Origin of the sequence: Pseudomonas sp. NFX183 (assembly GCF_047943075.1) — a bacterium.
Lineage (GTDB): Bacteria > Pseudomonadota > Gammaproteobacteria > Pseudomonadales > Pseudomonadaceae > Aquipseudomonas.
The window spans coordinates 3,418,108-3,431,026 of sequence record NZ_CP181333.1 but is presented as its reverse complement, the minus strand read 5'-3'; the positions used below and the strand labels follow the sequence as shown (position 1 = coordinate 3,431,026).

Annotated in this window: 14 protein-coding genes; 3 read left to right on the top strand and 11 right to left on the bottom strand. The window is 59.3% G+C overall.

The features are described from left to right. Positions 1–74 precede the first annotated feature (74 nt). The gene (locus tag ACM530_RS15950) at positions 75–1,274 is read left to right on the top strand and encodes a CaiB/BaiF CoA transferase family protein (protein ID WP_145164131.1); all 1,200 of its coding nucleotides are present in this window, start codon (positions 75–77) and stop codon (positions 1,272–1,274) included. Continuing rightward, the gene (locus tag ACM530_RS15945; RefSeq protein WP_416362653.1) at positions 1,274–2,158 is read left to right on the top strand and encodes a TIGR02285 family protein; all 885 of its coding nucleotides are present in this window, start codon (positions 1,274–1,276) and stop codon (positions 2,156–2,158) included. The genes ACM530_RS15950 and ACM530_RS15945 overlap by 1 nt, the downstream gene beginning before the upstream one ends. Before the next feature lie 182 nt (positions 2,159–2,340). On the opposite strand, the gene ACM530_RS15940 is transcribed toward ACM530_RS15945, so the two are convergent. The 11 genes from ACM530_RS15940 to ffh form a co-directional block, all read right to left on the bottom strand. Beyond that, the gene (locus ACM530_RS15940; protein WP_106578316.1) at positions 2,341–2,625 is read right to left on the bottom strand and encodes a DUF3509 domain-containing protein; all 285 of its coding nucleotides are present in this window, start codon (positions 2,623–2,625) and stop codon (positions 2,341–2,343) included. A 270-nt stretch (positions 2,626–2,895) separates the two neighbouring features. Then, positions 2,896–4,305, bottom strand: coding sequence for a threonine synthase (gene thrC / locus ACM530_RS15935; protein WP_119736873.1), 1,410 nt, complete (start codon positions 4,303–4,305; stop codon positions 2,896–2,898). Positions 4,306–4,408: 103 nt separating this feature from the next. Further along, entirely contained in the window at positions 4,409–5,713 is a 1,305-nt protein-coding gene (locus tag ACM530_RS15930) for a homoserine dehydrogenase (RefSeq protein ID WP_106578313.1), read from the bottom strand. 122 nt (positions 5,714–5,835) lie between these two features. Further along, positions 5,836–6,573: a thioredoxin fold domain-containing protein gene (locus ACM530_RS15925; protein ID WP_145164137.1), complete on the bottom strand. Its 738-nt coding sequence runs from the start codon at positions 6,571–6,573 to the stop codon at positions 5,836–5,838. Between the two features lie 176 nt (positions 6,574–6,749). Then, positions 6,750–7,646, bottom strand: a complete 897-nt coding sequence (xerD, locus tag ACM530_RS15920; protein WP_145164139.1) for a site-specific tyrosine recombinase XerD — start codon at positions 7,644–7,646, stop codon at positions 6,750–6,752. A 151-nt stretch (positions 7,647–7,797) separates the two neighbouring features. Next, positions 7,798–8,211: an acyl-CoA thioesterase gene (locus ACM530_RS15915; protein ID WP_003193963.1), complete on the bottom strand. Its 414-nt coding sequence runs from the start codon at positions 8,209–8,211 to the stop codon at positions 7,798–7,800. Positions 8,212–8,292: 81 nt separating this feature from the next. After that, the gene (gene rplS, locus ACM530_RS15910; protein WP_003175895.1) at positions 8,293–8,643 is read right to left on the bottom strand and encodes a 50S ribosomal protein L19; all 351 of its coding nucleotides are present in this window, start codon (positions 8,641–8,643) and stop codon (positions 8,293–8,295) included. Positions 8,644–8,688: 45 nt separating this feature from the next. Beyond that, entirely contained in the window at positions 8,689–9,462 is a 774-nt protein-coding gene (trmD, locus tag ACM530_RS15905) for a tRNA (guanosine(37)-N1)-methyltransferase TrmD (protein WP_177343966.1), read from the bottom strand. Continuing rightward, positions 9,444–9,980 (bottom strand): ribosome maturation factor RimM, encoded by a 537-nt coding sequence (gene rimM, locus ACM530_RS15900; protein ID WP_003175898.1) that lies wholly within the window; start codon positions 9,978–9,980, stop codon positions 9,444–9,446. The genes trmD and rimM overlap by 19 nt, the downstream gene beginning before the upstream one ends. Before the next feature lie 5 nt (positions 9,981–9,985). Continuing rightward, positions 9,986–10,237 (bottom strand): 30S ribosomal protein S16, encoded by a 252-nt coding sequence (gene rpsP / locus ACM530_RS15895; protein WP_003175899.1) that lies wholly within the window; start codon positions 10,235–10,237, stop codon positions 9,986–9,988. Positions 10,238–10,488: 251 nt separating this feature from the next. Continuing rightward, complete coding sequence (gene ffh / locus ACM530_RS15890; RefSeq protein ID WP_010207982.1) at positions 10,489–11,865, bottom strand: signal recognition particle protein; 1,377 nt, start codon at positions 11,863–11,865, stop codon at positions 10,489–10,491. Positions 11,866–12,098: 233 nt separating this feature from the next. Here ffh and ACM530_RS15885 point away from each other — a divergent pair, with 233 nt between their 5' ends. After that, positions 12,099–12,911 (top strand): cytochrome C assembly family protein, encoded by an 813-nt coding sequence (locus ACM530_RS15885; protein WP_106578310.1) that lies wholly within the window; start codon positions 12,099–12,101, stop codon positions 12,909–12,911. Positions 12,912–12,919: the final 8 nt, after the last annotated feature.

The window sequence follows — 12,919 nt, the reverse complement described above, 5'->3', positions numbered from 1 at the left end:
TCATCCTTATCCCTGGGCCGCTCGCCTATGTTAAAAGGCATCACACCACCGCCCCACGCTTGCTAAGGATCCTCATGTCGTTTAATGCCAAACCGCTTGCCGGCCTGAAAGTCATCGAACTGGGCACTCTGATCGCCGGACCCTTTGCGTCACGTATCTGTGCCGAATTCGGGGCCGAGGTGATCAAGGTCGAGTCCCCTGATGGCGGCGACCCACTGCGTAAATGGCGCAAGCTGTATGAGGGCACGTCGCTGTGGTGGTTTGTGCAGGCGCGTAACAAGAAGTCGCTGACGCTGAACCTCAAGCACCCGGATGGCCTGGCGATTCTCAAACAGTTGCTGGCAGACGCCGACATCCTGATCGAAAACTTTCGCCCCGGGGTACTGGAAAAACTCGGTTTGAGCTGGGAAACCCTGCATGCCCTGAACCCGAAGCTGGTGATGGTACGGCTTTCAGGTTTTGGCCAGACCGGGCCAATGAAGGACCAGCCAGGGTTCGGCGCGGTGGGCGAATCCATGGGCGGTTTGCGCTATATCACCGGTTTCGAAGATCGCCCGCCGGTACGCACCGGGATTTCCATCGGCGATTCGATAGCCGCCTTGTGGGCGGTGATTGGTGCGCTGATGGCGCTGCGTCATCGCGAAGTCAACGGCGGGCTTGGCCAAGTGGTGGACGTGGCGCTGTATGAAGCTATCTTCGCGATGATGGAGAGCATGATCCCGGAGTTTGATGTGTTCGGGTTTATCCGCGAACGCACCGGCAACATCATGCCCGGCATCACGCCGTCTTCGATCCATACCAGCGCCGATGGCAAGCATGTGCAGATTGGGGCCAATGGCGATGCGATCTTCAAGCGCTTCATGTCGGCGATTGGGCGTGAGGACCTGGCCAACGATCCGACCCTGGCGAGCAATGATGGACGCGACAGCCGCCGTGACGAGCTGTATGGCGTGATCGACCGCTGGGTCAATTCGCTGCCCCTGGACCAAGTGGTCGAGCAACTCAACCAGGCCGAGGTGCCCGCCAGCCGCATCTACAGCGCCGAAGACATGCTTGGCGACCCGCAGTTTCTGGCGCGGGAAATGTTCCTCAAGGCGCAGTTGCCGGGCGGCAAGGACTTCAAAATGCCGGGGATCGTGCCCAAACTGTCGGACACGCCCGGCAGTTGTGAATGGGTCGGGCCGCAGTTGGGCGAGCACAACAGCGAGGTGCTTAACCAATTGGGCTACGACACGGCGGCCATCACCCGCTTGCGCGAGGGCGGCGCGATCTGATGGCTGGCCCGTGTAGACGCTGGTCCATTCCCCTGTGCTTTGTCGGCGCGATGTTCGGCGTATGGCCGCTCGCCGCGCGCGCCGAGGACACGATAATCTGGTTGCTGCGCGACCTGCCGCCGCTGATCATCTTCGAGGGCCCACAGAAAGGCCAAGGGGCATTGGATCAATTGCTGCCAGTGCTCAGCGAGCGCCTGCCGCAATACCGGCACACCGTGATGCACGTCAATCGCGCCCGCGGCATCCAGATGCTGCGCGCTGACTCCCTGACCTGCGATCCGTTACTGCTGTGGACGCCGGAACGCGCGAAGTACATTGTGTTTTCCGCCCAGGCGTTTGCGGTGGCGAGCAACGGCGTAGCCATTCGACGAAGCCAGCAGGCGGCAATGGCGCCCTTTATCGTCAATGAACAATTTGACCTGCAAGCCTTCCTCGACGCCCACAAAGCACGCATCGGCGCCACGGCCGAACGCAGTTACGGCCCCGTCATCGATGAACAGCTAAAAGGCGCCGATCCGCACATTCTGGCCCTGCATTACGGCAATGACGCCCTTGGCAGCCTGCTGCAAATGCAACGTCTTGGGCGGCTGGAGGCGGTGCTGGGCTACTGGCCGGAAATCCGCTATCACGCCACGCAACAGGGCATCGCCGCACGAGACCTGGTGTTTTATCCCATCAAGGGCTCAGCGCCTTATCAGCGTACGCATATCGGTTGCTCGGACACGCCTCAAGGCCGCCAGGCCATGGCACGTATCGACCAGGTATTACGCGACATCCCACAGGCGCAGCTACAGCAGTCCTACACGTCGTGGTTGGACCCGCTCACGCGTGAACAGTACTTGCGTGACAACCCTGATTTTTTCCAGGACTCACCGACCCCCTGAGGCATCACAGGGCAAATCGCAGGCAAAAAGAAACCCCGAAGAGTGGGGAGACACTTCGGGGTTAAACGTGGCCTACAAAGACCAGTACAACAAGCCACAAACACCGGAGCACAATGTTTGCTCTTGCTGTTACAAAATCTGACCGGCCATGCTGTAGGAAGTTTCCCTAGTTAAACAATTCTTCATGCAAGGGCGCCATTGCGAGTCTGGGCAGCGCTGCGCAAGGCCGCGATGACGGACGGCTCCAGACGCCCTTCGGCGATTTTCAGGTCGCGCAGCAGGCAATCCACCACATCCACCAGAACGCGTTTATCGGTCAATTGCGCGCGGTCGACTTCACGCTCCACAACGATGGCGCCGGCCGGGTTCTTCACGGTCACCAGGCACTCGTCTTGCACACCAGCGGTGGTCAATGTCACCTGATAAGGGCTCAGTGCTTCTTCGAGCAATAGGCTGATACTTTCCATCTCGATCACCACTCAATAGTTCGGGAACAATCGTTTCAACGGGAGCTGCATCTATCCTAAGTGACTGGTTATGACGTAGGAAAGTTCGCTTTATCGTCTTTATGGGGCCGTCAGGGAGTGACGTGAACCAGCATGCGCTTGCAACATGACAGGCAAAAAACGGCCGCAAATAACTGCTTACGCAATGGTTGACCGTTTTGAGGTTCCCGAAACAAAAAACGCCGCTGCCCCAACGAAGGGAAAGCGGCGTTCGTGTCTACGCGGCTCGCCTTACAACGGCTTGCCACGGTTCCCGTGCTGGCTGACAAACGCCTGCACCGTCTTCAAGTCATTGGCCAGCACCGTGCAACGCTCTTCGCGTTCGAACAGGTCAGCCAAGTGCTCCGGCAATTCCAGCGCCTTGCCTACGCCCGCCTTCTCCACCGCTTCCGGGAACTTGACCGGGTGAGCCGTACCCAGAATGACCATCGGAATATCCAGACTGCGACGGCATTCGCGCGCAGCCTTCACACCGATAGCGGTGTGCGGGTCCAGCAGCTCGCCGGTCTGGGCGTAGACCTCAGCGATGGTTTCGCAGGTCTGTGCATCGTCCACCGCCAGGGAGTCGAACAGCTTGCGCGTTTCGGTCCAGCGCTCTTGGTCAACGCTGAAACCGCCACCGCTCTTGAAGCTGCTCATCAGCTCGGCCAGGGCGGCGCCATTGCGACCGTGCATGTCGAAGAGCAGGCGTTCGAAGTTCGACGACACCATGATGTCCATCGACGGCGACAGCGTGGCGTGCAGGGTTTCCTTGACGTACTGGTTGCCGCTCATGAAGCGGTGCAGGATGTCGTTGCGGTTGGTGGCGACGATCAGTTGGTTGATCGGCAGGCCCATGTTGCGCGCCAGGTAACCGGCGAAAATGTCGCCGAAGTTGCCGGTCGGCACCGAGAACGACACCGAACGCGCCGGGCCGCCCAACTGCAGGGCTGCGTGGAAGTAGTAGACGATCTGGGCCATGATCCGCGCCCAGTTGATCGAGTTCACGGCGACCAGGCGCGTGCCCTTGAGGAAGCTCTGGTCGGCGAAGCTGTTCTTGACCATTTCCTGGCAGTCATCGAAGTTGCCTTCGATGGCGATGTTGTGGATGTTCTCACCAAAAATGGTGGTCATCTGGCGACGCTGCACTTCCGACACGCGCTTGTGCGGGTGCAGGATGAAGATGTCGACGTTTTCACAGTGCTTGCAACCTTCAATGGCCGCCGAACCGGTATCACCGGAGGTCGCGCCAATGATCACCACGCGCTCGCCGCGTTTTTCCAACACGTAATCGAGCAGGCGACCGAGCAGCTGCAGGGCGAAGTCCTTGAACGCCAGGGTCGGGCCGTGGAACAGCTCAAGTACCCATTCGTTGCCATTGAGCTGACGCAATGGCGCGATGGCGCTGTGGGAAAACACGCCGTAGGTTTCTTCGAGGATCTTCTTGAAGTCCGCATCCGGAATGCTGCCGGTGACAAACGGGCGCATTACACGGAAGGCCAGCTCGTGGTACGGCAGGCCGGCCCACGAAGCGATTTCTTCCTGGGTGAAGCGTGGCAGGTTTTCCGGCACATACAGGCCGCCGTCCGTGGCAAGGCCTGCCAGCAAAACGTCTTCGAAATTCAGGGCCGGTGCCTGGCCGCGGGTGCTGATGTAACGCATAGGGGCAAACCTTCGGTTTGGGCTTCAAGCTTCAAGTGACAAGCTGCAAGTAACAGCGGATCTGCTTTTACTTGCAGCGTGCAGCTTGGCGCTTGCAGCTGAATTAATTTAGATGTTCGACGCGAATACGAACGACCGGCCCAACCACGCCTTGAAGAGCTTCGAGCGCCCGGATGGCATCGTTCATGTGCTGCTCGAGCACGCGGTGGGTCAGCAGGATCATCGGCACCTGGCCGTTTTGTTCCTCGACTTCCTTCTGCATGATCGACTCGATGTTGATGCCGCGCTCCGACAGGATGCTCGCCACCTGGGCCAACACGCCCGGATGATCCTGGGCCTGGATACGCAGGTAGTAGGCGCTTTCGCAGGCTTCGATCGGCAGGATCGGGTGAGCCGACAGCGAATCCGGCTGGAACGCCAGGTGCGGCACGCGGTTCTCCGGGTCGCTGGTCATGGCGCGAACCACGTCAACCAGGTCGGCGATCACCGACGAAGCGGTCGGCTCCATGCCTGCGCCGGCGCCGTAGAACAGGGTCGAACCTGCCGCGTCACCGTTAACCATCACCGCGTTCATCACGCCGTTGACGTTGGCGATCAGGCGATCGGCCGGGATCAGGGTCGGGTGTACACGCAGCTCGATACCGGCCGGGGTGCTGCGCGCTACGCCCAAGTGCTTGATGCGGTAGCCCAAGGCTTCGGCGTAATTCACGTCGGCGGTGGTCAGCTTGGTGATGCCTTCGGTGTAGGCCTTGTCGAACTGCAGCGGGACGCCAAACGCGATGGACGCCAGGATGGTCAGTTTGTGCGCGGCGTCGATGCCTTCAACGTCGAAAGTCGGGTCGGCTTCGGCGTAACCCAGGGCTTGGGCTTCGGCCAGCACGTCTTCGAAGGTACGGCCCTTCTCGCGCATTTCGGTGAGGATGAAGTTACCGGTGCCGTTGATGATCCCGGCCACCCAATTGATGCGGTTGGCGGACAGGCCTTCACGGATCGCCTTGATCACCGGGATGCCACCGGCCACGGCGGCTTCGAACGCCACGATCACGCCCTTTTCGCGCGCCTTGGCGAAGATCTCGTTGCCATGCACGGCAATCAGCGCCTTGTTGGCGGTGACCACGTGTTTACCGTTCTCAATGGCCAGCAGCACCAGATCACGGGCTACGGTGTAGCCGCCAACCAGCTCGATGACGATATCGATTTCAGGGTTGGTCGCCACGGCGAAGACATCGTTGGTAATCGCAATACCGGTCGTTTGGAACTGAGGCTTTGGCGTACGCGTGGCAATTTGTGCCACTTCAATCCCACGCCCTGCACGGCGGGAAATTTCTTCAGCATTACGCTGAAGTACGTTGAAGGTGCCGCCACCGACGGTCCCTAACCCACAGATGCCTACTTTGACCGGTTTCACTGAAGAACTCCCCATGAAACGGCCGACTCAAGGTCGGCCGTGAAAAACAGCCGCACAACTGCGGCTCTCAATTAATGCCCCGCCGACTGTTCGGCGGAGCATGATCGCCAAAGGCTCGACGATTACTGCTTACTCGCACCCAGTGCCAGTTTGGCAACTTGTGGCGCCGGCTGGTAGCCCGGAATGACTTGGCCGTCAGCCAAAACGATGGCCGGTGTACCGTTCACGCCAATCGACTGCCCCAAGGCAAACTGCTTGGAAACCGGGTTGGCGCATTTGGCCGCCTTGATTTCCTTGCCATCGACCATTTTGTCCATCGCGGCTTTCTTGTCGGCCGAGCACCATACCGCCTGCAACTGCTCGTCACCCGGCGAGCCCAGGCCCTGGCGCGGGAACGCTACGTAGCGCACTTCCACACCGAGCTTGTTCAGCGCAGGCACTTCGGCGTGCAGCTTGTGGCAGTACGGGCAGGTGGTGTCGGTGAACACGGTGATGTGGGTCTTGGTCTCGCCGATGGCCGGGTACACCACGGTTTCAGCCACTGGAATGCCGTTGATCAGCTTGGACACGCCCAGGCGCTCGGCTTTCTCGGTCAGGTTGACCGGCTTGCCATCTTTCAACTGGAACAGGTAGCCCTGAACGATGTACTGGCCATCGGCACTGGCGTACAGCACGCGGCTGCCCTTGAGCTTGACTTCATACAGGCCGGCCATCGGGCTGGCGCTGATGCTTTCGATCGGCGTGTCGAGCTGCAGGTTGGCCAGGCTCTTGCGAATCGTTTGCTCGGCGGCGTCGTCGGCGACAACAAAAGTGGAAACCAACGCAATCGCTGCGGCGGCAATAATCTGGGTCAAGCGCATGGGAACTCCTGAAGGCAGATGCAGGGACGGGTGTGGAACACCGATCTGAAAATACGGGGTCATACACACAAGGCAAACAAAAGTCTGACCGTCCCCTTTGCTAACCGGCAAAGCCTACCACAGTTGGGCCGGAGGGCAGACTGCGGCGGGTAAATTGGGCCGTTTCGGATGCAATTTCATCCGCGCGGGTGGTGCTTGGCGTGCATATCCTGCAAGCGTGCCCGCGCAACATGCGTGTAGATCTGGGTTGTGGATAAGTCACTGTGCCCCAGCAGCATTTGCACCACACGCAGGTCCGCACCGTGGTTGAGCAAGTGGGTGGCGAACGCATGGCGCAACGTGTGCGGCGAAAGCGCCTTGCCGATCCCGGCCACCCTGGCCTGGTGCTTGATACGGTGCCAGAAGGTCTGGCGGGTCATCTGCTCGCCGCGCAGGCTGGGAAACAGCACATCGCTGGGCCGCCCACCGAGCAACTCGATGCGGGCATCACGCATGTAGCGCTCGACCCACACGATTGCTTCCTCGCCCATCGGCACAAGGCGTTCCTTGCTGCCCTTGCCCATCACCCGCAGCACGCCCTGGCGCAAGTTGACTTGCTCAAGGGTCAGGCTGATCAGCTCGGTCACGCGCAGGCCGCAGGCGTAGAGCACTTCGAGCATGGCGCGGTCGCGCTGGCCGATGGCTTCGCTGAGGTCGGGCGCGGCGAGCAAGGCATCCACGTCGGCTTCCGACAGGGATTTGGGCAATGGCCGGCCCAGTTGCGGCATGTCGATTTGCAGCGTCGGGTCGGCGGCGATGAGCTTTTCCCGCAGCAGGTAGCGATAAAAGCCACGTACGCCGGAGAGAAAACGCGCGGTGGAACGCGGCTTGTAGTTCTGCTCCAGGCGCCAGGCCAGGTGATCGAGGATCAGCTCGCGACCGGCATTGATCAGTTCGAGGTTTTTTTCCTGCAGCCAGCCATTGAACAGGGCGAGGTCACTGCGATAGGCCTGGCGGGTGTTGTCCGACAGGCCTTTTTCCAGCCACAAGGCGTCGAGAAAGCGGTCGATCAGAGGATGGTCAATGGCGGGCATAGGGGCTCAGGCTGATTACTGGAGTGTCTGGTAGATCCTATCGCAGGCAAGCCAGCTCCCACATGGGTTTTGTGTTTTTCCTGATAGCATCATCAACATCGATCGAATGTGGGAGCTGGCTTGCCTGCGATGGCCGCGACTCGGTTCAGGATCAGTCAACAAACCCTGGCAGCACCGGCACCGGGCGCTTGTCGGCATCGATTGCGACAAAACTGAACACGCCTTGGATCGCCTTTTCGCGACCGTCGGCACTCATGCTCTCGACGAACACTTCGACTTCGACCTTGAGGCTGGTGTTGCCCACCTTGATGACGCGGCCGATCAGCTCGACGATAGAACCGGCCGGAATCGCGTGATTGAAATCAATGCGGTCGGTGGAGACCGTCACCAGCGGCAAGCGGCAAAAACGCGTGGCGGTAATGAACGACACTTCGTCCATCCAGGCCAAGGCAGTGCCGCCGAACAGGGTGTTGTGGTGGTTGGTAGTCGGCGGAAATACGGCCTTGGTCACGTGGGTCACGGACAGGTCGGTGCGACGCTGGATTTCTTCGAGGCGGGTGGTCATGGGCAAGTACCGGCAAGGGACAAATTTCAGGCACAAAAAAGCAGCCCGTAGGCTGCTTTTTTCTGCATCGGGAAGCTGGACTTAAGCCAGTTTTTCCTTGATGCGAGCTGCTTTACCGGACAGGTCACGCAGGTAGTACAGCTTGGCTTTACGTACGTCACCGCGACGCTTAACGGCCATGCTGTCGATTTGCGGGCTGTAGGTCTGGAAAGTACGCTCTACGCCAACACCGTTGGAGATTTTACGAACAGTGAAAGCACTGTTCACACCACGATTACGCTTGGCGATTACCACGCCTTCGAACGCTTGCAGACGCGAACGGTCGCCTTCCTTCACTTTCACCTGAACGACAATAGTGTCGCCTGGGGCAAAGGTAGGGATCTCTTTGGTCATCTGCTCTGCTTCGAGTGCAAGGATGATTTTGTTAGTCATGCTGTGCTCCTAAGGTAAGTCAATGGACCTACCATCGATACGTTGTTAACTATCGTCCCGCGCGAGGATGTATTCCTCGAGCAGCTTCTTCTCTTCTCCAGAAAGCGAGCGGCTTTCCAGAAGATCGGCGCGTCGTTCATAGGTCCGACCAAGGGACTGCTGTAAACGCCAACGCCGGATGTGTGCGTGATTGCCACTTAGCAATACGTCGGGAACACGCTGATCCGCATACACCTCCGGTCGGGTGTAGTGCGGGCAATCCAGCAAACCATCCGTGAAGGAATCTTCCTCCGCGGAGTCCGCATGCCCTAAAGCTCCAGGCAGCAGTCGTGTAACCGCATCTATCAGGACCATCGCCGGCAGCTCGCCGCCAGACAGAACATAGTCCCCAATCGACCACTCTTCATCGACATGAGCTTCAATAAACCGCTCGTCAATGCCTTCATAGCGACCGGCAATCAGGATCAGTGCTTCCTCATTCGCCAGTTCGCGTACCGCAGCCTGTTTCAGCTGACGGCCTTGAGGGGACAGGTAAATTACCTTCGCCTTCTCCCCGGCGGCGGCCTTGGCCTCAACCAACGCGTCTTCCAGGGGCTTGATCTTCATCACCATGCCCGGACCACCGCCAAATGGGCGATCATCCACAGTGTGATGTCGATCTGTCGTGTAGTCTCGCGGGTTCCAACAGGTGAGCTGCAACAGCCCCTGTTTCACCGCCCGACTGGTGATGCCGTACTCGCTGATGGCGGAGAACATCTCGGGAAACAAACTGATCACTTCAATGCGCAAATTAGCCACGCTTAGAAGTCCGCGTCCCATTCCACCTTCATCTCGCCCGCTGCCAGGTCGACGGCCAACACGCATTGCTCGGTATACGGCAACAGGCGTTCGCGATCATCCAGGCTGCCAGCGCAAGGCTTGACCACCATTACATCATTGGCGCCGGTTTCCAGAAGATGATCGATTTTCCCGAGCAATTGCCCGAGTTGATCAATAACCTTCAGACCTTCCAGCTGGTACCAGTAGTACTCGCCGTCGGTCAATTCAGGGAACAGGTTGCGCGGCACGCAGATCTCATAACCGGCCAGAAGACGCGCTTCTTCACGATCATCAAGACCCTTGAGCTTTGCGACCAGGAACTTATCGCTCCCGCGTCCACTGACCAGCTCGACCTGTTTCACACTACCTTCGCGCTTGAGCGTCCAGGTTTTGTACTGCAACAGGTTTTCAGTCGGATCAGTAAAGGAATACACCTTCACTTCGCCGCGAACGCCATGAACAGAGTAAATCTTGCCGATAACGATCAAATCATCAGCAACAGCTGGCGTCGCGTTCATATTGCTCAGGCTGCGGCCTTAGCCGAGTCCTTCAACAGTTTTGCAACGCGCTCGGATGGCTGTGCACCCACGCTCAGCCAGTAGGCTACGCGCTCTTGGTTCACGGACAGACGAACTTCTTGACCACGAGCAACAGGGTTGAAGAAACCAACCTGTTCCTTGTGCGAACCGTCGCGCGGGTTGCGGCTGTCGGTTACGGTCAAGTGGTAAAACGGGCGCTTTTTGGAGCCGCCAAGGGCAAGACGGATTGTTAGCATGTGAACATCGTTCCTGTAGTCGGTGCTGCAAATCTAAATGCACAGCGGGCATAGGTGCCCGAAAGGCCGCATATTCTAAGGAATATCCGGACTTTTGCAAATGTCTTTTTCTGGCGCCTAGTCAGCGTGCCACTCAGATCTGCTATAGAGCCGTCGGTTAAAACGGCGAGTCAGCTCCCGCTAACCGCGGGTTTGCTGGAGATCCCACATCCTTGTGGGTCGGAGCAGAAGTGAACTTCCACTCGAATTCTTTACATTTTTGGCATGCCGCCGCCGGGCAACATACCGCCCATGCCGCGCATCATCTTGGCCATTCCGCCTTTTGCGGAGAACTTCTTCATCATCTTCTGCATCTGCTTGTGCTGCTTGATCAAGCGACCGATGTCCTGCACCTGGGTGCCGGAGCCCATGGCGATCCGACGCTTGCGCGAACCGCTGATCAGCTCAGGGTCGCGGCGCTCGGCCGGGGTCATGGAGTTGATGATGGCTTCCATCTGCTTGAACTGCTTCTCTGCCGCGCCCTGGGCATTGCCCATTTGCGCCAGGTTCACACCGCCGATGTTCGGCAGTTTGTCCATCAGGCCGCCGAGGCCGCCCATGTTCTTCATCTGTTGCAGCTGGTCACGGAAGTCTTCGAGGTCGAAGCCCTTGCCCTTCTTCAGCTTCTTGGCCAGCTTATCGGCCTTGTCCTTGTCGAGCGTGGCTTCGGCCTGCTCGATCAGGCTGAGCACGTCGCCCATGCCGAGAATACGCGAGGCGATACGCTCAGGGTGGAACGGCTCGAGCGCGTCGCTCTTCTCGCCCATACCGATGAACTTGATCGGCTTGCCGGTGATTGCACGTACCGACAGCGCAGCACCGCCACGGGCATCACCGTCGACCTTGGTCAGGATCACGCCGGTCAACGGCAGCGCATCACCAAAGGCCTTGGCGGTGTTGGCCGCATCCTGGCCGGTCATGGCGTCGACCACGAACAGCGTCTCGACCGGATTGATCGCGGCATGCAGCGCCTTGATCTCGCCCATCATCTCTTCATCGATGTGCAGGCGACCGGCGGTATCAACGATGACCACGTCGATGAATTTGAGCTTGGCTTCTTTAATAGCCGCGTTGGCAATGTCGACCGGCTTCTGGCTCAGGTCGGACGGGAAGAAGGTCACGCCCACTTCGCCCGCGAGCATTTCCAGCTGCTTGATGGCCGCCGGACGGTACACGTCGGCCGACACCACCATCACCGACTTCTTCTTGCGCTCTTTAAGAAAGCGCGCCAGCTTGCCGGCAGTGGTGGTCTTACCCGCACCTTGCAGACCGGCCATCAGCACGACGGCCGGTGGCACGGCGCTGAGGTTCAAGTCTTCGTTGGCCGCGCCCATCAGGCTTTCGAGTTCGGCCTGCACGATCTTCACAAAGGCCTGGCCTGGGGTCAGGCTGCGGGACACTTCGGTGCCGACCGCGCGCTCTTTGACCGAGTTGACGAAGTCCTTCACCACCGGCAAGGCCACGTCGGCTTCCAGCAACGCCATGCGTACTTCACGCAGGGTGTCTTTAATATTGTCCTCGGTCAGCTTGGCCTTGCCGGTTACGTGGCGCAGCGTCTGCGAGAGACGGTCAGTCAAGTTTTCAAACATGCGCGATCCTTTCAGGCCCTATTCATCGAAATGCTTTGTAGACCGAGGTAATGGCGGCCCAGGCTGTGGTAAATCGCTGTTAAAAACAGCGCTCGGCGAGCCTGCGGCGTGGGCAGGTCGCGGATTATAGCGAAGACTGCGCCTGTGCACACCCGCTGTCTGGCCCGTGAGTCTTTCGTGCGGCGTTGGTGTGTGCCAAACTCAGCGCCTTTCGGGCTTGTCTATCAGGATTTATGGTCCCCTTGTCACCCAGTTTGCTACCCAGCCTCGCCGCCGCCATTTTGTACGCCGCTGCGACTCTCTATCAGGGCACTCGTCTGGCCCAAGGCACAAAAGCGGATAAACGTCTGCTGGTAGGCTTGGGCGTCGTCGCCCTGCTCGCCCACGCCGCGAGCCTGTTCACTCACTTGATGACGCCGGTCGGCCTGGGCCTGGACTTTTTCAGTGCCGCCAGTCTGATCGCTGCTGCCGTCATCGCCCTGACGCTGCTGGCCTGTTACCGCATTCCCGTGGAAAACCTGCTGGTGCTGCTATTCCCGTTGGGAATGCTGACGGTGCTGCTGGCGCAATTCACCCCCACCGGCACCGTGCAAGTGATCGACGAGGAGCCGGGCATTCTCGCCCACATCCTGCTGTCGATCCTGGCTTACGGCATGTTCACGATTGCGGTGTTCCAGGCGTTGCTCCTGCTGCTGCAGGACCACCAGCTTAAAAACAAGCACCCGTCCGGGCTGATCAAGAACTTCCCGCCGCTGCAGACCATGGAAAGCCTGCTGTTCGGCTTCCTGTGGGCCGGCTGGACGCTGTTGTCGCTGTCGCTGATTTCCGGCTGGCTGTTCGTCGAAAACCTGTTCGCCCAACACCTGGTGCACAAAACCCTGCTGGCGTGCCTGGCCTGGGTGGTGTTCAGCGTGCTGCTGTGGGGGCGTAACCGCCTCGGCTGGCGTGGGCACAAGGCGATCCGCTGGACCCTGGCCGGTTTCTGCCTGCTGATGCTGGCCTATTTCGGCAGCAAGCTGGTTCGCGAATACATCCTGCATATCTGACGGGCAGC